This window comes from Rickettsia tillamookensis (genome assembly GCF_016743795.2).
Taxonomy (GTDB): domain Bacteria; phylum Pseudomonadota; class Alphaproteobacteria; order Rickettsiales; family Rickettsiaceae; genus Rickettsia; species Rickettsia tillamookensis.
Genome location: NZ_CP060138.2, coordinates 731,428 through 754,584 on the forward strand (window position 1 = coordinate 731,428; position 23,157 = coordinate 754,584).

Consider the following 23,157-nt stretch of genomic DNA (forward strand, 5'->3'; position numbering starts at 1 on the left):
CCAGCAGGTTTTTCGAGCCATGCAACAACGCCCACGGCTGCTCGCAATGACGTCCTATGTAAAATACTTACGTTCCGTAATTGTTTCTTCTTTATCATTGTTAGAATCTTCATTCCAAGCTCGTTTTTTACTAGAATCACGTCGCTCAGATTCTGAATTTTCCTTAGCATTATTAACATTATTTTTTGGCTTCGGATTATTTGAAGATTTATCCTTATCGGCATTTTTAATAGTTAGTTTTGCTTTGCCTTTATTATCAAAGCCTATCAGCTTAACTTTTACTATATCGCCTTGTTTTAAAACACTACTAACCGTTTCTATTCTTTCTTCTGAAATTTCACTAATATGAACAAAGCCGTCTTTATTACCTAAATAATTAATAAAAGCACCGGAATCTAAGACTTTCATTACCGTACCGTTAAATATTTCACCGATTTCAGGTTCAACGGCAATAGCTTTAATTTTATCTAAAGCGACTTTTAGCTTATCTCTATCTGAAGCATAAACAGAAACGCTGCCATCATCGCTTATATCTATTTTAGCACCGCTAGTTTCACAAATTTCCTTTATTACTTTACCGCCCGGTCCTATAATATCTCTAATTTTATCCTTATCTATTTTTATAGTAGTAGTAGAAGGAGCATTTTTACTTAGTTCGCTATTTGGTTTACTAATAACTTTATTCATTTGCTCAAGTATATGCAAACGACCGAGTCGTGCTTGCTCTAAAGCTACTTTCATTATTTTAAAATCTACTCCGGATATTTTAATATCCATTTGTAATGCAGTAATCCCTTCACTAGTTCCTGCAACCTTAAAGTCCATATCACCGAAATAATCTTCATCTCCAAGAATGTCGGATAATACCGCAAATTTTTTGCCTTCCTTAACAAGCCCCATAGCAATACCCGCAACCGGTGCTTTTATCGGTACGCCGGCATACATTAAAGCAAGAGAACTACCGCAAACAGTTGCCATTGAAGAAGAACCGTTAGACTCCGTAGTTTCAGCAACTACTCTAATAGAATAAGGAAATTGTACTTTATTAGGTAATATTGGATTAATAGCACGCCATGCGAGTTTACCGTGTCCGACTTCACGACGACTAGGTGCTTTCATAGGCATTGCTTCATTTACAGAGTAGGGCGGAAAGATATAATTAAGCATAAAACGCTCTTTATACTCACCCTCTAAACTGTCAACTATCTGCTCATCTAAACTAGTACCGAATGTAGTGCTAACTAAGCTTTGCGTCTCGCCTCTAGTAAATAAAGCTGAACCGTGTGCAGAAGGTAATAAACCTATTTCACAAGCAATTTGTCTTATATCCGTGGTACTTCTTCCATCGATACGTCTATTTTTTTCTAAAATCTCGTTACGTAATATATCTGATTCAATAGATTTTAAAGCCGATTCTATTTGATAATTACTATATTTTTTATTTTCTATGTCGCTTACAAAATGTGTAAGAACTTTTTCAGGTATTAAATCTAAATTAGTACTACGTTCCTGTTTAGATTTAATCGCAAAAGCTTGTTCAATTTCTTTTACAAATAACTTCTCAATTTCTTTCTTTAATGAGGCAGGATATAAATTTTGCATTTCAAGCTTTGGTTTTTTAGCTTCTTCTGCTAGTTCTTTAATTATCTTTATTACCGGCTGGAAGCTTTCAAATCCAAATTTTACGGCTTCTAACATTTGTTCTTCAGCGAGTAAATGAGCTTCCGATTCAACCATCATTACTGAATCTGATGTTCCTGCAACTACTAAATCAAGCTGACTTGTTTTTAATAATTCAAGTGTCGGATTTAAAACAAATTCACCATTGATTAAACCGACTTTACTTGCAGCAACTATTTCTATATAAGGAGCAGGGGATAGGCTAAGGGCAGCCGATGCACCAATAATTGCAAGTATATCTACCGGAGTTTCAGGATCATATGAAAGAACACTGCAAGTTACATGCGTTTCATTCACAAAAGCCGGATGAAATAATGGTCTAATTGGTCTATCTATTAAACGAGATACTAAAACTTCTCTATCTGATGCTTTTCCCTCACGTTTAAAAAATCCTCCGGGGATTTTACCGGCAGCATATGCCATTTCTCTATAATTAATCGTTAAAGGAAAAAAGCCGATACCTTCTTTTGCTTTTTTAGCTACTACTGCTGTACATAATAAAACGGAATTACCCATTTTTACTGTAACTGCTCCGTCAGCTTGCCTTGCTATCTTACCTGTACTAAGCTCAAGAACTTTCCCGTTCCATGTAACACTCTTAGTTATTTCGTTAAACATCTATTTATCTCATTTCATAATTTATATTTTATTCAAAGTGTCATCCCGTGGTCTTTATTATGTCATTCCCGCAAAAGCGGGAATGACATAAAACGAGCTATACAACAATGCCGGTCAAGCCCCACGGGATGACAGTCTTAGTATGACATTTGTACTACTTAATCTTTCTAATTCCTAGCTTACTTATTAAATCTAAATATTCGCTAACATTATTCTTTTTAATATAGTTAAGTAATCTACGACGGCGTCCGACTAAAATTAATAATCCGCGTCTTGAAGTATGATCTTTATGGTTAGACTTAAAATGCTCGGTTAAATTAGTAATTCTTTCGGTTAAAATAGCACATTGCACCGCACTTGAACCGGTATCATTTTCCGTTATAGCATATTCTTTAATTAATTGTTGTTTACGTTCTTGTGTAATCGACATCGATAATTTCTCCTTAAATGTATAGATTTCTTACCTAACTTGTTTCTAAAGGTAATTTGCACGTCAATCCGGTACTCGAAGCCTCACGTACTAAAGTGTACGCTGCGGTTCTGTGTTCCGTGTTTCCTTCAAATTCCTCTTTATTAACTACGTTATGCAAGAAATCTATGGTGTTAAATTAAATATTCTTAAAGAATTAAAGCAACTCTTGTTTAAACTACCTATTGCAAGCAAAACGCTTTTATAGCGAACCCATAAAAGATCAACGTCTTTTTCATAATTAAATAAACATTTCTGTCCATATTTAATTTGTTGTGCTTGGCTGTCAGTTGCATCAAGAACCAGGATGTCGTCCAGTATTGCTTCTATCTTTATACTTTTTGTCTCAAGAAATTCTTTTGTAATTTCTTCGGGTGAAATGATATGAATAGCATTTTCTTCTTTAAATATTCCAACCTGAGTACGGCGTAATTCTATCACAAATCCTAAACTTTGCAAGGACAATGCCAAATCTTCTGCTAAAGTCCTTATATAAGTACCTTTTGAGCATTCTGCATAGTAGGTAGCGGTAGCATTTTTCTCATCAAAATTTAAACATTTTAGATTATAAATAGTTATATTTCGTGGTTTTAATTCTACTTCTTTCCCCTCTCTAGCCAATTTATAAGCTCTTACACCGTTAACTTTAAGTGCAGAAAAAGCCGGCGGTATTTGTGTTACGTTACCGATAAATTTAGAACATACAGTATAAGCCTCTTCTTGAGAAGGGATATAATCTTTTGTTGCTATTACTTTACCGGCATAATCACCGCTATCGGTTTGTAGTCCAAATTTTACAGTAAAAATATAGGTTTTTCTAGCATCAATTAGCAGCTGTATCAGCTTTGTAGCTTCACCTACAGCAAGGGGTAGTATCCCTTCCGCTTCAACATCTAAAGTACCCGCATATCCTACCTTAACTTTACCGAGTATTTTTTTTACCATGCTAACCAGTTTAGCAGAGCTTATACCTCTTGGTTTATAAATATTTAACCAATAACTATTCATTAATATACTTCCATAAAATGAAGGGTTGATAACTTAAAATTTTTTCATCATTGCAAGAAGACATTGTCGCGTGGATCAATTTCACCTCTGTCATCCCGTGGCTTGACCACGGGATCCAGTTAAAATACTAAAATTATTAGTATTTGTTTATTATTTTTATGGACCCCGTGGTCAAGCCACGGGATGACACAGTGGATTTTACCAGTCCACGCAACAATGCCTTGCGAGAAGAATTACGAAGTAATCCAGTAAAAAAATGCTAATTTTAGCATTTTTTATTAATTTTTCTGGATTGCCACACGAACTAAAGTTCGCTCGCAATGACGATATCAACTCTTTTTAGTTAATACCTCAAATTAAACGAGTATATCCTTGACTTAAGTTTAGAAAATCTTTAATATATAATTCTAGCCAATAGCAAGATATAGGTTAGACCAAATAATGACGATTAACTCAGATAATATAGAAAATCCTCCCTCTAAAATCAATAGCCGTTTTTCCAAACTTACCGATTATATCTGGCCTATAAAACGCCACGAAGTTTCTAAATTTTTATTCATCACCTTATTAATGTTCTGTATTTTATTTATCCAAAATCTAATCAGAGCTTTAAAAGATAGTATTGTTACTACTATGATAGGTGCCGAGACTATCTCATTTTTGAAGTTTTGGGGAGTGATGCCATCAGCTTTCTTAATGACTGCTATCTATGTAAAACTCGTTAATAGAATGAAAGCAGAGAATATATTTTATCTTATTATATCAATTTTTTTGGCATTCTTTGCTCTTTTTGCTTACGTTATTTTTCCAAATCATGAAATACTGCATTTAAGCCCTGTAACCGTTCAAAGTTTAACGGCAAGTTTACCTAATTTAAAATGGTTTATATTGCTTTTATCAAAATGGAGTTTTTCGCTATTTTATATAATTGCTGAATTATGGCCAAACGTAGTTTTTGCATTACTTTTTTGGCAGTTTGTTAATAACATTACTACAGTGGAAGAATCTAAAAGATTTTATCCGTTATTCGGTTTATTAAGCCAAACGGGTATTTATTTAGCAGGGCAGTTTTTAGAAAATCTAAGTAATATTAATGATTACGTAACTAATAAATTTGCATTGCAATCGTCTTTTCATACACTTTCTATACAAATTATACTAACTATAGTACTAATTTTAGGCATAATAGCTATTAAAACTTTTTGGCTGCTTAATCATAAAGTACTAGATAAAGAGCATATGGCGTTACTCAAATTTAAAGCAAAGAAAAAATCTATGACTATTGCTGAAAGTTTTCAGATGATTCTATCGTCAAGGCATATTAGATTAATTGCAACTTTGCTTATCTGCTATGGCATTGCCATTAATTTAGTAGAAGGTCCTTGGAAAGCAGCAGCTACTAAAATTTATAAAACTCCAACCGAATATGCAGCTTTTATAGGAAGTTATTTGAGCTACACGGGAGTATTTACTATTTTATTTGTTGTACTTGGTTCAAATATAGTTAGAAGACTTGGCTGGTTTACGGCGGCTGTTATCACACCTTTAATAGTTTTTATTACCGGTATATTATTTTTTGCTGTTAATAACTTTGAAGGATTTGCCGGCTTAATAATAGCAAATTTTATTCTAACTGATCCTGCTTTAATTGCTATAACAATAGGTGCTATTCAAAATGTACTTAGTAAATCAAGCAAATATACCTTATTTGATTCAACAAAAGAAATGGCCTATGTTCCCTTAGATCCGGAAATAAAAATAAAAGGTAAAGCTGCTGCTGACGTGATAGGTACAAAACTCGGTAAATCAGGTAGTGCATTTTTACAATCATTGGTATTTATAATATTACCTTCCGCTAGTTATCAATCTATTTCCATCTGTTTAATGATTATATTTATAATTACTTGCTTAACTTGGCTTTGGGCAACTAAAGAACTCAATAAAGAATATAAAAATTCTATTAAATTTTCTCAATAATAATATCAATTTTTTCTTGATATTACTAAAATCTCTATATACTATCTTTGACAGTATAACACAAACTATAAGTAATGTGTCATCCCGTAGCAGCATTGCCTGCGTGGATCGGTTTTCCGTCATTGCGAGAAGAATTACATAGTAATTTGACGAAGCAAGGAAGAAAAAAAATTCTGTAAATCAGAATTTTTTTATTATTTTTTTTGGATTGCCGTGTCGCTTCGCTCCTCGCAATGACGATTTGGTAGCTATGCAACAACGCTTATCAAGTTGCGGTATGACATTCAGTTTGTGCTAATTAATTTTTGGTTAAATTAGAGGTTTTATGAGTAAAGATAATACTGGATATGAAAATGATGAAGGATATGAATCCGATATAGATGAAAAAAAACAAGAACAAGCTGCTCCTGCCCAACCTACACTAGATACAGCTGAGGATGGTTTTAGCTTTACTCCTGCATCTTCTACTCAATCTACTCCTTCAATCAGTAGCTTATCGGGCAGTATTTCCCCTGACGGTCAGACATCAGACCCAATAACCAAGGCTGTAAGAGAAATAATTATACAACCGCAAAAAGATGAGATAGCAGAGCAAATATTAAAAGACCTAGCAGCCCTTGCAGACCGTGATTTAGCTGAACAAAAAAGAAAAGAAATAGAAGAGGAAAAAGAAAAAGATAAAACATTAAGTGCTTTTTTCGGTAATCCGGCTAATAGAGAATTTATTGATAAGGCTTTAGAAAATCCTGAACTTAAAAAGAAATTAGAATCAATAGAAATAGCTGGCTATAAAAATGTTCTCTCAACATATAGTGCCGCTAATGGATATCAGGGTGGATTTAAGCCGGTACAGTGGGAAAACCAAATAAGTGCAAGCGATCTTAGAGCCACGGTAGTTAGAAATGATGCAGGCGATGAACTCTGTACCTTAAATGAAACAACTGTTAAAACTAAGCCTTTTACTGTAGCTAAACAAGACGGTACTCAGGTTCAAATCAATTCATATAGAGAAATAGATTTTCCTATAAAACTTGATAAAGCCGATGGGTCAATGCATCTATCAATGGTAGCATTAAAAGCCGATGGCACAAAGCCTTCTAAAGATAAAGCAGTATATTTTACCGCTCACTATGAAGAGGGACCAAACGGTAAACCTCAACTTAAAGAAATAAGCTCGCCGAAACCTTTAAAATTTGCCGGAGACGGACCGGATGCGGTAGCTTATATTGAGCATGGCGGAGAAATTTATACACTTGCGGTAACACGCGGTAAATATCAAGAAATGATGCAAGAGATAGAACTAAACCAAGGGCAGAGCGTTGACTTATCACAAACTATAGCTGAAGATTTAACAAAGGTACAAGGTCGATCTCAGGAAACACCACAACCAATAATAACTCCGAATCAAGAATTAAAATCATCTATTGAAACGCCTACCACTACACAAGTGCCGCCAATTACTCCTGCCAGCCAACCACTGCAACCTGAGACTTCACAAATGCCACAGCCGCAACAAGTGAATCCAAACCTCCTTAATGCAGCTACGGCTTTATCAACCAGTATGCAAGATTTATTAAATTATGTAAATGCAGGTTTAACAAAAGAAAAAGACGGTAATAAACAAATTGATTTAATTAACGAAGCAGCCACGGCAATTCTTAATAATGAGAAAAGTGATATTGCTGAAAAGCAGGCTAATATCATTGCTTTAACTGAAAATACGGTCAATAATAACGACCTCACACCGGATACAAAAGTAGCTGGAGTAAATGCGGTATTAGAAACCATAAAAAATGATCAAAATACTCCAGACCTAGAAAAATCAAAAATGCTTGAAGGTACGGTAGCTATTGCTTTAAATTCAGAGAATCTTGAACCGAAGCAAAAACAGCAGATGTTAGAAAAGGCAGTAGATGTCGGTTTAAGTCTTAAAGATGATACAAGTAGAGCTACGGCAATTGACGGTATTACGGATGCTGTAATAAAAAGTAACCTTTCTACTGAAGATAAAGGGACAATGCTTATAGCAGTAGGTGATAAGGTTAATGCCTCTGAATTAAGCAATGCGGAAAAACAAAAATTATTAGGTTCTGTATTAAAGAAAGGTGTAGAAGCCCAAATTCTCAGTCCGGAACAACAACAATTGATGCAGCAGAATTTAGATAAGATTACAGCAGAACAAACTAAAAATGCCCAAATAACAGAGGTACAAGGTATTTTAGCTAACCCTGCATTTAATACTATCGCTAAAACTGAGGCAATACAAAATGTTACTACAAAGGTTTTAGATAGTCCGATTAAAGCAGAAATAAAAGGTGAAACACTTGAAAATATTACTAAGGTAGTTGCTGAGAGTCCTTTGAACGGTCAAGATAAAGCAGACATTGTTAAAGGTATGGGAAAAGCTATAGCTAGTCATAAAACTATAGCACCTACAGAAAAAATTTCTGCTATAGAATCCGTAGAAAAAGGAGTAGCCGAAAGTATAACAGATTTGGAAGATAAAAAGTTAATGACTAAAGGGTTAATAGAGGGTATTTATGAAGGCAAAGGAGGTCCTGAAATAACTTCTGAAATGACTAAAGCTGTTTCTAGAGGGATTGATAAGAGTACTGCTATACCGGAAGATAAACAAGCTCTTAAAGATGCAGCGAGTGAGGCAGCTTTAGAAAGAGAAACTCAAAATTTAACTGAAGGGTTAAAAGGACAGAATTTAGAAGAACCTAAGCCTCGTGATGATATATATAACAAAGCTCAAGATGTAGCGGATGCATTAAAAAATGTTATTCCGCCTGTTTTAGATGCTCATCCTGAAAAACGTGAAGTCTCAGAAGAAGAAGTTGTGAAAAAAACTTCCAGTATATTAAATGATATCTCTAAGCTTGCAATTGAGAAAGTCAATAATTTTCGTGCTATGCTCTCTCCAGATGGTAATCTTAAAACTCTTGAAGAAAAAAAAGCTGAATCAACAAAAAAAGTAGATGAGCTGGTAAAGGAATTTGGTACTAAATCTTCTACTGAAGAACAGCAAAGTTTTATTAAAGCTAATTTAATTGATGATAAAACTTTATCTAAAGAGATACGTTTACAAACTATAGATAAGTTATTACAAGAACAAGCACAAAAACGAGCAGAAGCAATTGAAAACCCTAATGTTAAAACAGAAGATGTAAGGGTAGTATCAGGACAGTCTGAATTAAAACCTATAAGTAAAGATGAGCCGGATATTGAAAAAGCTAAAATGGTAGTAGGAAGAGATAGAGTTAATATTAAAGATAATATAAAAATTATGGGAGCATTAATGAATGCAAGAGATAGCATTATTCAGTCGGAAAATTTAAATAAATCAACACCTATTAAAAGAGAGTCTTCCTTTCCGCCACGCTAATCAAGATTTGTATGCTGTATGTTATAAAGGCAAGCAATGTCATTCCTAGCTAAAAGCGGGAATCTAGTAAAACATATAAAAACTAAGTTTTTATATGTTTATTTTATCAAATATGTAACTTCTATATCTATATTAAAGTTATTTTTCCGGATTCCCGCTTCCGCGGGAATGACATAAATGATATCAAAACATAATCAGGAGATCAGCGTGCCTTTATGCGTTAGTTTTTAGTTTTTCTTTTCCGGCTAAACATTTTACTAGATTATTAACGGCTTGTTGTTCTTCCGTGCTATTAATTTTCATAAAATTTCTTGAAACTTCAATGCACATACGTTGATGTTGAGTATGTACAGGCTGCGGTTTATTAGCTTCTTCTAGACCTTCAAAGAAATAATCAATATTCCTATCTAAAGCTTCTGCGATTAGTACTAGTCTTCCTACAGAAATTCTATTAATTGCTTTTTCGTATTTTTGTAATTGTTGATGAGTAACATCAATTACTTCAGCAAGTTGTTGACGAGACAACCCCTTAGCGAGTCTTAAAGAATAAATTTTCTTACCGATAAAACTATCGATTTTTTGTATAATATCGTTTTTTCTACCCATTATCTTCTCCTTGGTTACTAATTATGTCTATATTTAAAAATTTTCTTTGAACAAAAATGATATTATCCTATATTATTATAAAACATGTGGTTATTAATAATTTTATACCATTAAACTTATCCAATTGTAAGTAGAAATAATACCATAAATTAATATTATAAGCAACTATAAAATAACAATATAATAAGAACTTTAAAATTATTTTGTTAACAGTCCTATAAATTGCAATTTATAAAAAAACCAAATTTTGGTGTATTATAGAAAAATATAAAATTAATGCAAGGGGAAATTTCATTTCTATATTAATATTTCAAATCAAGGATAAAATATAGTTTCATTTTAATTATAAATTAATTATTTACAGCGAACTTATTTAAGATTAAATATAAAATTAATAATAACAACTTAGCTTTTATAATGAGAAAAATTTTTAATTGTCTTTACATAGCCTTATTTAGAACAATAGAAGATGATGGCGTTGAACATTCGGGATATATGTCATTCATGATACTTTTATCTATTTTCCCTTTCCTAGTATTCTTATTAGCTTTAACAAGCTTTTTAGGAGCTTCAGAACTTGGTCAAAATTTTATACAAATTTTTCTAGAGAGTCTTCCGGAACAAGCAACGGAATCAATAGAAAAGAGAATACGAGAACTACTAAGTGCTCCTCCTCAAAGTTTAATGAATCTTGCCATAGTAGGCAGTATTTGGACTGCTTCTTCTTTTGTAGAATGTTTAAGGACTATTTTAAATCGTGTATATCAAATAAAATCTCCCCCCCCTTATATAAGAAGAAGATTACTTAGTATTATACAGTTTCTTATAATTAGTGCCTTGATTACCTTTACTATGTTTCTTTTAGTGGTGATTCCAATATTATTTACAAAAATTCCGATAATATTAGAGACCATTGAAAAATATAAGATCATTTTAAATTTTATAAGATATTCTTTAATTTTAATTTTATTATTTTTAGGTGCCTCATCTTTGTATTATATATTACCTAATGTAAAGCTAAATTTTATTGATGTATTTCCAGGGGCTTTATTAACTGTGATATTATGGATAATAAGCGGCTATTTACTTTCAACATATATAGTCTACTACAATCAACTAAATCTAATGTATGGTTCCCTTGGTAGTATAATAGTTACATTAATATTCTTCTATATTATAAATATGATATTTATCTATGGTGCGGAATTTAATTATCTAATGAAAAATTATGAAAATATAGAGTGAAGTGCAGCTTAAAGCACTTCATAAGTATTTAGTTTTACAAAAATAAAATAATTAATTGAAACAATTTCGGCAGTTTTATATTTAAAACTTTGTATCAATCTCTATTTTAGTTGTAAAAAAACAATTATTTTTTAGTTTTTAGGTTTTGCGAATAAAATACAAATTATTTAAAAAACTCCGGTTTAAATAACATAAAGCTATCCTGAGATGATGTAGGTAATGGAGTTAAATTATATTGCGGATCGAAAGCATTCCCATAAATTTTTTCTATTTTTTGGAGCGAACTTGGAGATTTTAAAGCCAACAATATTGATTTTAAAATAGTAAAAATTGCTATATACGGATCGGTTTCAGGAGAAGATAAGCGATGTTCTAAACGTTTAGGAAAAGAATTTGGAATTCGTACAGCTACGCTTCTATTATTTCCACCGTATGATATATGTGTAGGAGCCATAAATTTTTTATTTAACCGTGAATAATCTAGAGTAGTCGGCATAAAAGCGAGTAGGGTGTCTAACATATAGTGACATAGCCCTTGTGCTGCTAAAATTATATAATAATCATTAAGCTCAGAATTAAAATTAATATGAAAATGCATACTATTACCATAATCATCCAAAAACGGCTTAGGAGAAAAATCTATATAACCGTTTAACTGCTGTGCCATTTTTTTTAAAATAGTTTTAACCTCTAATATATTTTTTATATATTGTATTAGGTTTACAGAAGGAGGAAGATCTATTTCAAATTGGTTATTGCCTTTTTCTTTTTTTATTTTAGAAATTTTAAATCTAGCTAAGTATTTTCTTGAAAGTATTTCAAATTTAGCTATATCAATATTGTGACTTAAATAAAACTCTATTTCTACGCCGATAATAGGGATTAGGTTATAGTCTTGATGAAATTGTGCTATTATTTTTTCTAGCTGTTTATTTTTTTGTAAACGACCGGATAAAGTATTAATAAAACTATTATAATTAATATGGGGTATTTTCATGGAAGGATTAATAAACGGATCAGTTTATTATAAAATTTTTGATAAAACATTCAATAATTCAAGTCATAGATATATAAAAAAAAATAACTCTATAAATGAAACAGAAATAGTTGAAAACAAAAAATCTATTACTACTTATTTTAAAGCACAAGATATTTTAATTTTAAATCAAGTACATGGCAATCAAATTGTTAATGCTGATGAGTCCATAATAGCAGTACCTGAAGCAGATGGAAGCATTACAACTAAGAAAAATTTAGTATTAGCGGTACAATCGGCAGATTGTGTACCGGTATTACTTGCAAGCGGCGACGGTAAAATAATCGGAGCGGCACATGCGGGTTGGAAAGGAAGTATAAATAATATTATTAGTAATATAGTTACTAAAATGATAGAAAAAGGAGCAAAGAATTTAATAGCAATTATAGGTCCTGCTATAGATCAAAGTTCATATGAGGTTGATGATGAATATTATAAAGCTTTCTTAAGTAAAGATATTAACAATAAACAGTTTTTTATAAACTCGATAAAAGAAAATCATTATATGTTTGATTTACCGGCTTTTGTAGAGTTAAAACTTAAAGAAGCAGGCGTTAAAGATATAAAAAATATTGCTGAAGATACTTACATAAATCCGTTAAAATACCCAAGTAGAAGACGCTCATTTCACTTGCAACAACCTTATAATGAGAATATATTGTCAGCTATTGTAATTAAATAAATATAATATACTCCTGTGAAATGAAGAGTTGGGATACTTCGGTACAACTTGGAAAAGAGCAAGGAGTCTGTAAGCCGAGGAGCGGAGCGTATACTAAAACGTTCAGCATCCGAGGACTTACAAAGACGACGTAGCCAATTTTTCAAGTTCAACGAGTATACTATGAATCAAAATAAACCTTACTACCAAATAGTCTATGCACCAAACGATATTTTTAAAAAACAAGCAGAATATATAGACATTGTTGATGATAATATTCGTACTATTGTTGACAAAATGCTTCAGACTTTACATATAGAAAGGGCAGTGGGCTTGGGTGCTAATATGGTAGGAATATTAAAGCGTATAGCGGTAGTTGACCTACATGAAAATAATAAATCATCGCCTATAGTTTTTATTAACCCGGAAATAACTTATTTTTCCGAAGAAAAACAAACTTTTATTGAGGGTTCTTTATCGTTTCCAGGCATTGAAGCATCTATTACACGATCAAAAGCAATCAAGGTAAAATATCTTGATTATAACGGTAATAAGCAAGAGCTAGAAGCAGAAGGCTTTTTAGCAACTGTAATTCAGCATGAAATAGATTATTTAAACGGCAAAACTTTCTTAGATTATTTATCAAAACTTAAGCGTGATACACTCCTTAAAAAGATGTTAAAGCATATAAAACTCTATCCTCCACATATTCACGGTAGCGGTTGTAAGCATTAAGAGGCTATCTGTAAAGTTTTTGACATTTGAATTTAGAATATGTTATAATTGACTAGTTAACTAACTAGTCAGTTATATGAAAAATACAATTACAGCCTTTGATGCTAAAACCCATTTTTCTAAATTATTAGACCGAGCTAGTAAAGGTGAAGAAATTTTAATTACTAAAAGAGGGAAAGCTGCTGCAAAAATTGTTCCTATTGATTCTCATAATAATATTGAGATTGCAAACATTGCAGCTCTTAGACTTCGAAAACTTGCAAAAGAAATTAATTTACAACCATCGGATTTAGAAGTATGGCTAAATTACAAAAACGAGGGTAAGAAGTAAAAAATGGTCTCTTTTGTTTTAGATTCTTCAGTAGTTTTATCCTGGCTTATGCCTGATGAAGTAGCAAATTTAGGAATATTAGATAAAACGATAAAAGAAGGAGCAATCGTTCCTTCTATTTGGGGGCTTGAGATTGGAAATGTATTACTATGTGCAGAGCGAGCAAAACGTCTTACTTCCAATCAACGCCACCAAGCAATTTATACTTTAAAAGATATTTACATCAAAGTTGATCAAATAACCTTAGAGCACACATGGTTTGAAACAATGGATTTAGCGTGGCAGTATGGATTAACACTTTATGATGCTAGCTATTTAGAGTTAGCATTACGCTGTGGGTTACCAATAGCAACCCTTGATAAATCCTTAAAACAAGCAAGTAAAGCTGCTGGAGTCGTGGTGTTGTGATCACATTTTTACAAGCCGTAGCCAAGCTTCCCAGTCACGTTTGCCTAAATCTTCTTCAAACGATAATAAGTCTTTTACCGTCTGCTTACATATTTCTACGGAAGGGGTTATAAGCTCTTGTTCTTTTATAGAATTTAGTAGTATTTGTGTTTTGCAAGCTTGTTCTAAATGGTAAGTATAAAACATAGCTTCATGAATAGTTTTGCCGCAGGTAATAGCACCGTGATTACGAAGTAACATCACATAATTTTGCTTAAGGTCATTAACAAGTCTAGTGCTTTGCTTGTTGGCATCTAGCACTAGAGAATTATAATCATAATATGATATTCTGTCGTAAAAATGTAACGCCCATTGACTGAACAGTAAAAGCCCGCATTTTAAAGCAGAAACTGCGATGCTTGCGGGAGTATGATAATGAAAAATAGCGGAAATATCAGGACGTGCTTTGTAAATACTGCCATGAATAAAGTAACCGGTTTTATTATATTGATATTCTTCCCCTTCTAAAATTTTTCCGTCTAAACTAACTTTTAAAAGATTCTCTGTAGTTACCTCTTCAAACCTTAGTCCAAAAGGATAAATATAGTAAAAATCGGCATTTTTAGGTCTTGCGGATAGATGCGTATAAGTATGATCATCCAGCGATAAATATGCCATTATTTGATAAGCAGCAGCTAAATTATATTTTATATCCATTGTTGTTAAAATCTATTAGTGATTTTGTTATTTAATGTCATCCCGTGATTTATTCACGGGATCCAGTTAAAAATACTAATAATATTAGTATTTTTAGTTATTTTGCTGGATACCGTGGACAAGCCACGGTATGACACCGAGTACGTTTTTTGATCCACGCAACAACTCAACTTTTAAAAGGAGCGTATACCATTTCTTCCTCTATTTCTATAATCGCTTCTTTAGGAGCTTTTATACATTCTTGTAAAGATTTTTTTCCTAAATACGGTGCTAGATTATAATTTAATATATAACATTGTAAATTATCTTTCTTATTGCTAAAGTTAAATTCAATTTTATTTCCTTGCTTCAATAGTTTTTTAATTTCTGTCGTTTGTTGGATAAAATTCTTTTGTTCTACGTTTAAGTGCTTGATTCTTAATATATTTTTTACTACAGAAAACGTAGAAATAGCAAGAAGCAGAAAGAATATAAATAATTCTTTATTATTTTGCTTATTTAAGAAAATACTATTTTTAACATATGAACCTGCAATCATTCCGATAGCTATAACATAACATCCTAGATATCTAAGTAATGATGCTCCTCTAATTGCTTCTTCATAACTAAAATTAAAGAAATATAAATATAATCGCCACAAGGCAAAAATTATAAAACAAGCAAAAATACTTATCAGAAAAAATTTATATTCTTTCAGCAAATTCGGTTTATATTTATGAATTCCGTACCATGCTGCTATACAAATAGTATATACAACAAAACTTCCTTCTTTTACTAAGAATAACAAGAGAAATTTACCGTAATTTAGTAATAATGCTCTATGCTGTTCATTAAAATTTTCAGCAATATATATTAACTTACTAAAACTATGTTCGCCTCTGTCCAAAAAATCATGAGTGCTTTTAAAATAACTCATCCAAATAAAATTACACAAAATCGGCAAGATAAGTAGTATCAGATATACAATATAATCGCTTGATTTTCTAGGTTTTTTATAAAAAATTGTATAATGAGCTATAAGAATTATTGAAGCAAAACTTGCAAACCATGTTCCAATTTCTCGAAAAGAGGCAAGCAATATCGTAATAGGTAAAATAAGCAATAATGCTTTCTTCTTGTCTTCCTCAAGTATATAAATTGCAAAAATAGCTCCAAACATCAAACCGATAGTACTATCGTTATATATAGAGCGAATTCCGGTTGTATATAATACTACGCTGCAAAGTAAAAGCGAAAATAATACCCAGGTTTGCCATAATTTCTTATTTGCGGCTAAAGGAGCTAGAAATGCTAAATGTAATAAGAAATGTGCAAATAATACGTTACCGTCCGAATAACCTGAAAGTGAAAGCAGGAAGTAATGATAAACTGCAGCACCTCTTGGATAATGGGCATGAGTAGTAATAATGGAAGTTAACGAAGACTGATTCTCAAAAACACCGAAATATAACAATTCTTTAGTAAATATTCCCCAGTGCGAAAAATCGTCATAAGCATGCAAAGATGCCTCTCTTGTATAAAGAAAAAACAAAAGAATCAATAAAGTAAATACGATGATTTCAATTATATTTTTTCTGGATTCCTGCTTACGCAGGAATGACATGAAAGCCAAAAATACACCGATGAAATAACTTACATATGTTGCAGCCGGTAATAGCTTTAATATAGCAAAGCAATATAGAATCGGTACTAATATGCTGATTGTTATAGGAATAGTAAAGGTCAATTTTGTTTTGAAATATTTAGCAAAAAAAGACGAAAACCCAAAAATGCTTAATATCGGTATTATGATCATATTAATTTGTAAACCCCTGTCACCCCGTGGCTTGTCCACGGGGTCTAGTTAAAAATACTAATATACTAAATATTTTTAGTTATTTTCCTGGATACCGTGGACAAGCCACGGTATGACACAGTGTGTTTTACCGATTCATGCGGGCAACGCCTGCTCGCAACAATGCCTTTATCACCCGTGTTTAATTTTAGCTTGTGCTGCGGCGATTCTTGCTATAGGGATACGGTATGGAGAGCAAGAAACATAGTTTAAATTCATTTTATGAAAAAATTCTATAGAGGCAGGGTTTCCTGCATGTTCCCCGCAAGCTCCGAGTTTCAAATTAGGATTGCTGCTTTTTCCTCGTTTTATAGCAACTTCAATTAATTCTCCTACACCTTCTTCATCTAGAGTAGTAAATGGATCGGATTCAAAAATCTTCTCTTCTAAATAATATGGGAGGAAAGATGCAATATCATCTCTAGAAATTCCGTATGTAGTCTGAGTTAAATCATTAGTCCCAAAACTAAAATAGTCAACTTCCTTAGCTATTTTCTTACTGCCGAGTGCTGCCCTTGGTAGTTCTATCATAGTACCGAGCGTAAAGGAAAATTTATATCTATAACGTTGCTTTAATTCCTCTATTACCTCATAAATATCCATTTTAAGCTTTTTTATTTCAGCTACATTGCTAATTAAAGGAATCATTAGTTCTAAGTTACATTCTATATGTTCTTTTTTATGTAGCTCAAAAATAGCCGTAAAAATTGCCTCAATTTGCATTTGGTAAATTTCCGGTGAACATATACCAAGTCTACATCCACGGTGACCGAGCATAGGATTTACTTCATGCATAGCATGAAGACGTTGATTAATCATGGATAACGGTAGATTTAAGCTATTTGCCAAATTCTTTTTATCTTCTTCGGTGGTAGGTAAAAACTCATGTAGCGGCGGATCAAGTAATCTAATATTTACCGGTTTGTCTTTCATTACTCTGAATAAAGCTTTAAAATCCTCAGTTTGCAGAGGTAATAATTTCTGCACGGCAAGCTTTCTACGTTCTATATCAGGAGCAATAATCATTTCCCTTACTAAAGGAATTTTATTTTTATCAAAAAACATATGTTCGCTACGACACAAACCTATACCTTGAGCCCCAAATTTTATAGATACTAAAGCATCGTTAACTGTTTCGGCATTTGCACGAACTTTTAAGCTACTAATCTCGTCTGCCCAATCTAAAATTAATTTTGATTCCTCACTGAAAGTAGGTTGAATTAACGGCATTTCACCTAAGAAGATTTTGCCGCTACCTCCATCAATCGTTATAATATCACCTTGTTTAATAACTATGTCGCCTGCTGTTAATATTTGCTTTTTCTCATCTATAGATAAATTACTTGTACCGCAAACACAAGGCTTCCCCATACCTCTTGCCACAACTGCGGCATGTGAAGTCATTCCCCCTCTAATAGTTAAAATACCTGAAGAAACATGCATTCCGTTAATATCCTCAGGGCTAGTATCATGGCGTACTAAAATTACTTTATGATGATGAGATAATTTTTCGGCATCATAAGGTGAGAATACCGCAATACCTGTTGCAGCCCCAGGAGAAGCAGGTAACCCTTCGGCAATAGAAGTAAGCCCCTTACTGTAATCAATTCTTGTATGTAATAATTGATTTAATGATTCCGGATCGATTCGCATTAAGGCTTGTTCTTTAGAAATAAGCTTTTCTTCTACCATTTGTACGGCAATATTAATAGCAGCGATGGCTGTTCTTTTTGCAGTACGTGTTTGTAAGATATATAGCTTATTATTTTCTATAGTAAATTCTATATCCTGCATATCTAAGTAATGTTCTTCAAGCTTTTTCGCAATTTGTGATAATTCCTTAAACACTTCCGGCATCATTGCTTGCATAGAATTTGAATCATTTGCAATAATAGGCATAGGTGTTCTCGTTCCCGATACTATGTCTTCACCTTGAGCATTTATTAAAAACTCTCCAAAGAGCTTTTTTTCTCCTGTAGAAGGTGATCTAGTAAAAGCAACTCCCGTAGCTGAAGTTTTACCTAAATTACCGAAAACCATTGCTTGTATATTAATAGCCGTACCGAAACCTTCCGAAATATTATTGATTTTTCTATATATAACCGCTCTATTACTCATCCAAGAATGTAGCACCGCTTTAATTGCCGATTCTAACTGTTCATAAGGATCATTAATTAGTTGCTTAGTATACTTAATATGCAACCGTTTGAAATCCTCAATAATTTTTTCTAATAATTCTACGGTAATATCACTATCTTTATGAATATCGGCTTGAATCTTGTGCTTTTCGTAAATTTGTTCAAATAGATCACTAGGTATAGATAATACCGTTGAACCATACATTTCTAGAAATCTTTTGTAGCTATCAAGAGCAAATCGTTTATCACCACAGGAATCCGCAAGAGCATTACACACTTCGTTATTCATTCCAAGATTAAGGATAGTATCCATCATTCCAGGCATTGAAACTGTAGAACCCGAACGCACTGATAATAATAGGGGATTGCTTGTGCTGCCGAAAATTTTACCGGTAGTTATTTCAAGTTCGGTGATAGCTTTTTTTAAGTCATTTTGAAAATTTTTAGGAAAGTTATTATTGTGGGTATAAAAGTAATTACATAGCTCCGTAGTTATTGTAAAACCATCAGGAATAGGTAGTTTTAGATTAGACATTTCAGCAAGACCTGCACCTTTGTTACCGAGTACATTCTTCATGCTAGCGTTTCCGTCACTACCATTACTGCCAAAATAATAAATTAATTTTTTCATATCATATATCAAAATTTGCTAACAATTTATGTGTTTAGAAGCATTAAATACATATTTATACAGTATGAAAAAAATAGTAGCAATGTTAAATTAAGAATATCTTTAATAAAATAGTTGAAATTTTAAATTTGTTAATAAATTTGTTATTATACTTATTAATTTAATTTATATTCTATGTACAAAAGTCAAATTTTCAAAAAAAATCTTATTAATTTTCGCTAAAAAATATCTCAAAATAGCAAATCAATTAGAAAACTTTCACAGAACTTAATAAGTTAATTGAACTTCTTCTAAATGTTATTGACTAATTTAAGAAAATTGACCATAATTCTAAACGGTCGTGCAGTTGCGTGATGATATAATCACGAGGAAAGTCCGGACTCTATAGAGGTATGGTGCCGGTTAACATCCGGCAGAGTATTATTACTTTAGGGAAAGTACCACAGAAAATATACCGCCGAATTGTACGTAAGTACTCGGTAAGGGTGAAAAGGTGCGGTAAGAGCGTACCGGTAAGTTGGTAACAAATTACGCATGGTAAACCCCACCAAGAGCAAGATCAAATAGGCGTTACAGAACTTATCAAGTTCCCGGGTTATCTCTAGCCGGCTTGTAATGCGGGTAGATCGCTTGAGGTAAACGGTAACGTTTATCCTAGATAAATAACTGCAATGAATTTATATTCATACAGAATCCGGCTTATAGACCATATTGTCATCCCGTGATTTATTCACGGGATCCAGTTAAAAATACTAACATTATTAGTATTTTTAGTTGTTTTACTGGATACCGTGGACAAACCACGGTATGACATCGAGCAGGCTTTTCGAGCCATACAACAAGGCCACACCGAACTTACTATGACACAAATTTAATGAAAAAGTTATATCATTATCCTATTTGTCCTCTTTCAAGACAAGCTCGTGTCTTCTTAAAAGAATTAGATATAGAATTTACTACGATTAAAGAAGATTATTGGCAATTCAATAAAGATTTCTTAAAAATAAATCCTGCCGGAACATTGCCCATTTTAGAAGAATCATACGGCTTATTTGTGGTAGGTATTTATCCTTTTGTTGAATATCTTAATAGCAAATATCCGAATTTTAATTTTTTAGATGAAGATATTGATATTTGTTGCGAAATTAGACGATTATTTTTTTGGTTTAACGATAAGTTTTATCGTGAAGTTACTAAGATTATTATCGATGAAAAAGTTATAAGATCAATTGCTAAAATGAGCAGCCCACGAACCGAGTTTTTACGCGCTGCAAAAAATAATTTGAATTATCATTTGGAATATATAACTTCTTTACTAGAAAAAAGAAGTTATCTTGTATCGGATTCACTAACTATTGCCGATATTGCCGCAAGCTGTCACTTATCGGTACTCGATTATTTCGGCGAGATTTATTGGGATAAATGGACGCTTATCAAACATTGGTATTCACTAATTAAATCAAGACCGGCTTTTAGGTTATTATTACAAGATAGAATCCCTGGCTTTACCCCTCCTAGCTATTATACGGATTTAGATTTTTGAATATACTTCTTCATAAACTCTACTTCTAGAGGTAATTTGTACGTCAATCCGCTGCTCGCATCCTCACGTACTTCTATGTACGCTGCGGTGCTGTGCTGCGTGTTTCCTACAAATTCCTCTCTATAAGCGAGTTTATGAAGAAGTCTAATATATAATTTAATAATTTGATTCTTTCCGTATCATGAGCTTTTAGTATTTTACGAATATTATTAAGAGATTGATTTTTTATGAGTGCAGGCTCATATTCGAGATGAACTCCACTTAAAATAGCTGTCCCGTCACCGTAAGTACATTTTATTATTGCAGGTTTATTATCTTCATAACTTGCTATTATTTCAGTATCTTTAGTATTTTCTGCATCAACAAAATATCCACCACCATTATAAAAAGCATAACAATCCTTAATATTTAAATTAAGTGTTGGATTTATATTTAGGTAAGCGGCTCTTGCTCCTTTATTTGAATTATAGTAGTAAGGAGCAAGCAATGGTCCTCTAACCGTTCCATTGAAAATCTTTAATTCTCTTTCACCTATAACCTCTATATTTGTTCCTTTAGCAAATTCTAAATAATTGCCGCTATAATAACTACCGGCACATATTCCAAGAAAATTACCGCCATTTTTTAAATAATTTTTTATATTATCATTTCCTTTGCCTTGCAATTTTTGTACATAGTATAAATCTCTTCCACCAAGTAAAATAAGTAATAATGTGTTTTGAAACCACTTTTCGTCTATAATTTCTTGTGCAGTAATATAATCTACCTTATATTTTGGAGCATAAAGTTTTAAGGTATGCACACAATGCTTAATACTTTCTTTTGAAACTCCTAAATCATTATAAATTTTCATTTTTATATTATTGACAAGAACATTATATAATTCTATTTAGTGTAATTACTTAAAAATAAATTATGAGGTAATTTTATGCAACTTAATTCAATCTCACTACCGTTAACCAAAAGGCAAGCAATAGAAATAGTTTTAGGAGTGGCATTACTTACTATTTGTTCACAAATATTAATACCTATGAAGCCTATATTTATTTCATTGCAAACCGTTGCAGTGATGTTTATTGGACTTACCTACAATAAAGCTACTGCACCTTTAACTATATTATCTTATATATTGGAGTAATGGGAATTCCTGTATTTGGAGAGTTTTCGAGCGGGTTACGAATATTATTCGGTCCTACCGCAGGATATCTAGCAGGTTTTGTAATTGCCGTATATGTTATGGCTAGCTTAAGAGATAAAATTTTTACTTCTAATAAATTGTTAAATCAGATATCTTTATGTTTGATCGGTAATATAATTATTATGAGTTTTGGTTGGATGTGGCTTTCTAAACTCTTAGGACCAAGCGGTGCATTTTACGCTGGTGTATTACCTTTTATAATACCCGGAATAATTAAATCAGGCTTATTAATCGGACTTATCAATGTAGTAAAACCAAAAACTCGATGAATACTCTGCTGATTTCAAGAATTGCTCTTTCATTTTATCAAGGATTCACATCCTCACCTATTAAGTATAGGCTGCGGGTGTTCACCTTTCAAAATAAAATGAGGGTTCTTGAAATCATTTGAGTAAATTTCAAAATTTTACTATAGTGAAATGCAAGTTGTAGTATAGATTATAATATAATATGTTATAATCTATATTATCAATATTAGACTTCTTGCATAACGTAGCTAATAAAGAGGAATTTAAAGGAGACACGGAACGCAGAGCCGCAGCGTACACTTAGTACGTGAGGACTCGAGTACCGGATCGACGTATAAATTACCTTTAGAAGCAAGTTATGCAAGAAGTCTATTGTTATGTAGGTATAAAATGAAAAACAGCACTTTAACTAGTATACGCTTAGAAACCAATTTAAGTGAAAAAATTACATTGATAGCTGCAGAATTACATTGTCGTCCAAACGATTTAATTAATGAAGCTGTACGTTTATTTGTCGAGGGACAGGAACGTATTAAACAATTAAAAGCAGAAGATGTTAAACGGCAATCTTTGTTATCTAGGGAACAAAAAAAATTAGAAGAAGAATGGGAAAAAAATCAAGATTACACAGATTGGATTTAATAAATGGACAAAATAGAAATTAAAAAAGGCGACATTGTAGTTTGTGTATTAAGTGGAGATTACGG

The 23,157-nt window shown here is 32.4% G+C and carries 18 protein-coding genes, 1 other RNA gene and 4 pseudogenes; 12 read left to right on the forward strand and 11 right to left on the reverse strand.

Annotated elements, in window-relative coordinates:
• Window positions 1-54 precede the first annotated feature (54 nt).
• The 4 genes and pseudogenes from pnp to truB form a co-directional block, all read right to left on the reverse strand.
• Window positions 55-2,298 carry a polyribonucleotide nucleotidyltransferase gene (gene pnp, locus H6P87_RS03505; protein ID WP_202068220.1) on the reverse strand — a complete coding sequence of 748 codons (2,244 nt, stop codon included), beginning with the start codon at window positions 2,296-2,298 and terminating at the stop codon, window positions 55-57.
• A 154-nt stretch (window positions 2,299-2,452) separates the two neighbouring features.
• The gene (gene rpsO, locus H6P87_RS03510) at window positions 2,453-2,728 is read right to left on the reverse strand and encodes a 30S ribosomal protein S15 (RefSeq protein WP_202068228.1); all 276 of its coding nucleotides are present in this window, start codon (window positions 2,726-2,728) and stop codon (window positions 2,453-2,455) included.
• Window positions 2,729-2,765: 37 nt separating this feature from the next.
• Window positions 2,766-2,897, reverse strand: a pseudogene (locus tag H6P87_RS03515) (palindromic element RPE1 domain-containing protein); the annotation flags it as partial.
• Window positions 2,894-3,775 (reverse strand): tRNA pseudouridine(55) synthase TruB, encoded by an 882-nt coding sequence (gene truB, locus H6P87_RS03520; RefSeq protein ID WP_202068232.1) that lies wholly within the window; start codon window positions 3,773-3,775, stop codon window positions 2,894-2,896. The gene truB and the pseudogene H6P87_RS03515, both read right to left, overlap by 4 nt.
• Window positions 3,776-4,216: 441 nt before the next feature.
• Here truB and tlc4 point away from each other — a divergent pair, with 441 nt between their 5' ends.
• Together tlc4 and H6P87_RS03535 are read left to right on the forward strand one after the other, a co-directional pair.
• A complete protein-coding gene (gene tlc4 / locus H6P87_RS03530) occupies window positions 4,217-5,752 on the forward strand; it encodes an NTP/NDP exchange transporter Tlc4 (RefSeq protein ID WP_202068234.1) in 1,536 nt (511 codons plus the stop codon).
• A gap of 325 nt (window positions 5,753-6,077) precedes the next feature.
• A complete protein-coding gene (locus tag H6P87_RS03535; protein ID WP_202068236.1) occupies window positions 6,078-9,140 on the forward strand; it encodes a Sca4 family spreading effector in 3,063 nt (1,020 codons plus the stop codon).
• Between the two features lie 213 nt (window positions 9,141-9,353).
• On the opposite strand, the gene H6P87_RS03540 is transcribed toward H6P87_RS03535, so the two are convergent.
• Entirely contained in the window at window positions 9,354-9,746 is a 393-nt protein-coding gene (locus tag H6P87_RS03540) for a helix-turn-helix domain-containing protein (RefSeq protein ID WP_011271056.1), read from the reverse strand.
• A 417-nt stretch (window positions 9,747-10,163) separates the two neighbouring features.
• On the opposite strand from H6P87_RS03540, the gene H6P87_RS03545 reads away from it, so the two are divergent.
• Window positions 10,164-10,991 carry a YihY/virulence factor BrkB family protein gene (locus H6P87_RS03545; RefSeq protein ID WP_202068238.1) on the forward strand — a complete coding sequence of 276 codons (828 nt, stop codon included), beginning with the start codon at window positions 10,164-10,166 and terminating at the stop codon, window positions 10,989-10,991.
• 163 nt (window positions 10,992-11,154) lie between these two features.
• Here the strand turns inward: H6P87_RS03545 and H6P87_RS03550 are convergent, their stop codons facing one another.
• Window positions 11,155-11,988 (reverse strand): type I glutamate--ammonia ligase, encoded by an 834-nt coding sequence (locus tag H6P87_RS03550; protein WP_202068246.1) that lies wholly within the window; start codon window positions 11,986-11,988, stop codon window positions 11,155-11,157.
• Here H6P87_RS03550 and pgeF point away from each other — a divergent pair.
• From pgeF to H6P87_RS03575, 4 genes are all read left to right on the forward strand, one after another.
• On the forward strand, window positions 11,987-12,709 hold the full coding sequence (gene pgeF / locus H6P87_RS03555) for a peptidoglycan editing factor PgeF (protein ID WP_202068248.1): 723 nt from the start codon (window positions 11,987-11,989) through the stop codon (window positions 12,707-12,709). The two genes, H6P87_RS03550 and pgeF, sit on opposite strands and share 2 nt — an antisense overlap.
• A 162-nt stretch (window positions 12,710-12,871) precedes the next feature.
• The gene (gene def, locus H6P87_RS03565; protein ID WP_202068250.1) at window positions 12,872-13,423 is read left to right on the forward strand and encodes a peptide deformylase; all 552 of its coding nucleotides are present in this window, start codon (window positions 12,872-12,874) and stop codon (window positions 13,421-13,423) included.
• 76 nt (window positions 13,424-13,499) lie between these two features.
• Entirely contained in the window at window positions 13,500-13,754 is a 255-nt protein-coding gene (locus H6P87_RS03570; RefSeq protein WP_202068252.1) for a type II toxin-antitoxin system Phd/YefM family antitoxin, read from the forward strand.
• Window positions 13,755-13,757: 3 nt separating this feature from the next.
• The gene (locus H6P87_RS03575) at window positions 13,758-14,162 is read left to right on the forward strand and encodes a type II toxin-antitoxin system VapC family toxin (protein ID WP_202068254.1); all 405 of its coding nucleotides are present in this window, start codon (window positions 13,758-13,760) and stop codon (window positions 14,160-14,162) included.
• Here the strand turns inward: H6P87_RS03575 and H6P87_RS03580 are convergent, their stop codons facing one another.
• The 3 genes from H6P87_RS03580 to ppdK all read right to left on the reverse strand — a co-directional run bounded on the left by H6P87_RS03580 (window position 14,163) and on the right by ppdK (window position 19,461).
• Window positions 14,163-14,858, reverse strand: a complete 696-nt coding sequence (locus tag H6P87_RS03580) for a class II aldolase/adducin family protein (protein WP_202068256.1) — start codon at window positions 14,856-14,858, stop codon at window positions 14,163-14,165. It abuts the gene before it with no gap.
• 166 nt (window positions 14,859-15,024) lie between these two features.
• On the reverse strand, window positions 15,025-16,653 hold the full coding sequence (locus H6P87_RS03585) for a hypothetical protein (protein ID WP_202068258.1): 1,629 nt from the start codon (window positions 16,651-16,653) through the stop codon (window positions 15,025-15,027).
• 171 nt (window positions 16,654-16,824) lie between these two features.
• Window positions 16,825-19,461, reverse strand: coding sequence for a pyruvate, phosphate dikinase (ppdK, locus tag H6P87_RS03590; protein ID WP_202068260.1), 2,637 nt, complete (start codon window positions 19,459-19,461; stop codon window positions 16,825-16,827).
• Window positions 19,462-19,791: 330 nt separating this feature from the next.
• Here ppdK and rnpB point away from each other — a divergent pair.
• Both rnpB and H6P87_RS03600 read left to right on the forward strand, forming a co-directional pair.
• An RNA gene (rnpB, locus tag H6P87_RS03595) (RNase P RNA component class A) lies at window positions 19,792-20,179 on the forward strand.
• A gap of 156 nt (window positions 20,180-20,335) precedes the next feature.
• The gene (locus tag H6P87_RS03600; protein ID WP_011271066.1) at window positions 20,336-21,004 is read left to right on the forward strand and encodes a glutathione S-transferase family protein; all 669 of its coding nucleotides are present in this window, start codon (window positions 20,336-20,338) and stop codon (window positions 21,002-21,004) included.
• Between the two features lie 8 nt (window positions 21,005-21,012).
• Here the strand turns inward: H6P87_RS03600 and H6P87_RS07320 are convergent.
• Together H6P87_RS07320 and H6P87_RS03605 are read right to left on the reverse strand one after the other, a co-directional pair.
• Window positions 21,013-21,168 (reverse strand): annotated as a pseudogene (locus H6P87_RS07320) (palindromic element RPE1 domain-containing protein); the annotation flags it as partial.
• On the reverse strand, window positions 21,111-21,857 hold the full coding sequence (locus H6P87_RS03605; RefSeq protein ID WP_338050440.1) for a BPL-N domain-containing protein: 747 nt from the start codon (window positions 21,855-21,857) through the stop codon (window positions 21,111-21,113). The gene H6P87_RS03605 and the pseudogene H6P87_RS07320, both read right to left, overlap by 58 nt.
• Before the next feature lie 75 nt (window positions 21,858-21,932).
• Here H6P87_RS03605 and H6P87_RS03610 point away from each other — a divergent pair.
• The 3 genes and pseudogenes from H6P87_RS03610 to H6P87_RS03620 all read left to right on the forward strand — a co-directional run bounded on the left by H6P87_RS03610 (window position 21,933) and on the right by H6P87_RS03620 (window position 23,092).
• Window positions 21,933-22,471, forward strand: a pseudogene (locus H6P87_RS03610) (biotin transporter BioY).
• A 193-nt stretch (window positions 22,472-22,664) separates the two neighbouring features.
• Window positions 22,665-22,826 (forward strand): annotated as a pseudogene (locus H6P87_RS03615) (palindromic element RPE1 domain-containing protein); the annotation flags it as partial.
• Between the two features lie 14 nt (window positions 22,827-22,840).
• Window positions 22,841-23,092: a hypothetical protein gene (locus tag H6P87_RS03620; RefSeq protein WP_202068262.1), complete on the forward strand. Its 252-nt coding sequence runs from the start codon at window positions 22,841-22,843 to the stop codon at window positions 23,090-23,092.
• Window positions 23,093-23,157: the final 65 nt, after the last annotated feature.

Bases quoted from the DNA above. Each gene is read 5' to 3' on its own strand.
- pnp (WP_202068220.1), bottom strand. From the start codon at position 2,298: ATGTTTAACGAAATAACTAAGAGTGTTACATGGAACGGGAAAGTTCTT.
- rpsO (WP_202068228.1), bottom strand. From the start codon at position 2,728: ATGTCGATTACACAAGAACGTAAACAACAATTAATTAAAGAATATGCT.
- truB (WP_202068232.1), bottom strand. From the start codon at position 3,775: ATGAATAGTTATTGGTTAAATATTTATAAACCAAGAGGTATAAGCTCT.
- tlc4 (WP_202068234.1), top strand. From the start codon at position 4,217: ATGACGATTAACTCAGATAATATAGAAAATCCTCCCTCTAAAATCAAT.
- H6P87_RS03535 (WP_202068236.1), top strand. From the start codon at position 6,078: ATGAGTAAAGATAATACTGGATATGAAAATGATGAAGGATATGAATCC.
- H6P87_RS03540 (WP_011271056.1), bottom strand. From the start codon at position 9,746: ATGGGTAGAAAAAACGATATTATACAAAAAATCGATAGTTTTATCGGT.
- H6P87_RS03545 (WP_202068238.1), top strand. From the start codon at position 10,164: ATGAGAAAAATTTTTAATTGTCTTTACATAGCCTTATTTAGAACAATA.
- pgeF (WP_202068248.1), top strand. From the start codon at position 11,987: ATGGAAGGATTAATAAACGGATCAGTTTATTATAAAATTTTTGATAAA.
- H6P87_RS03550 (WP_202068246.1), bottom strand. From the start codon at position 11,988: ATGAAAATACCCCATATTAATTATAATAGTTTTATTAATACTTTATCC.
- def (WP_202068250.1), top strand. From the start codon at position 12,872: ATGAATCAAAATAAACCTTACTACCAAATAGTCTATGCACCAAACGAT.
- H6P87_RS03570 (WP_202068252.1), top strand. From the start codon at position 13,500: ATGAAAAATACAATTACAGCCTTTGATGCTAAAACCCATTTTTCTAAA.
- H6P87_RS03575 (WP_202068254.1), top strand. From the start codon at position 13,758: ATGGTCTCTTTTGTTTTAGATTCTTCAGTAGTTTTATCCTGGCTTATG.
- H6P87_RS03580 (WP_202068256.1), bottom strand. From the start codon at position 14,858: ATGGATATAAAATATAATTTAGCTGCTGCTTATCAAATAATGGCATAT.
- H6P87_RS03585 (WP_202068258.1), bottom strand. From the start codon at position 16,653: ATGATCATAATACCGATATTAAGCATTTTTGGGTTTTCGTCTTTTTTT.
- ppdK (WP_202068260.1), bottom strand. From the start codon at position 19,461: ATGAAAAAATTAATTTATTATTTTGGCAGTAATGGTAGTGACGGAAAC.
- H6P87_RS03600 (WP_011271066.1), top strand. From the start codon at position 20,336: ATGAAAAAGTTATATCATTATCCTATTTGTCCTCTTTCAAGACAAGCT.
- H6P87_RS03605 (WP_338050440.1), bottom strand. From the start codon at position 21,857: ATGAAAATTTATAATGATTTAGGAGTTTCAAAAGAAAGTATTAAGCAT.
- H6P87_RS03620 (WP_202068262.1), top strand. From the start codon at position 22,841: ATGAAAAACAGCACTTTAACTAGTATACGCTTAGAAACCAATTTAAGT.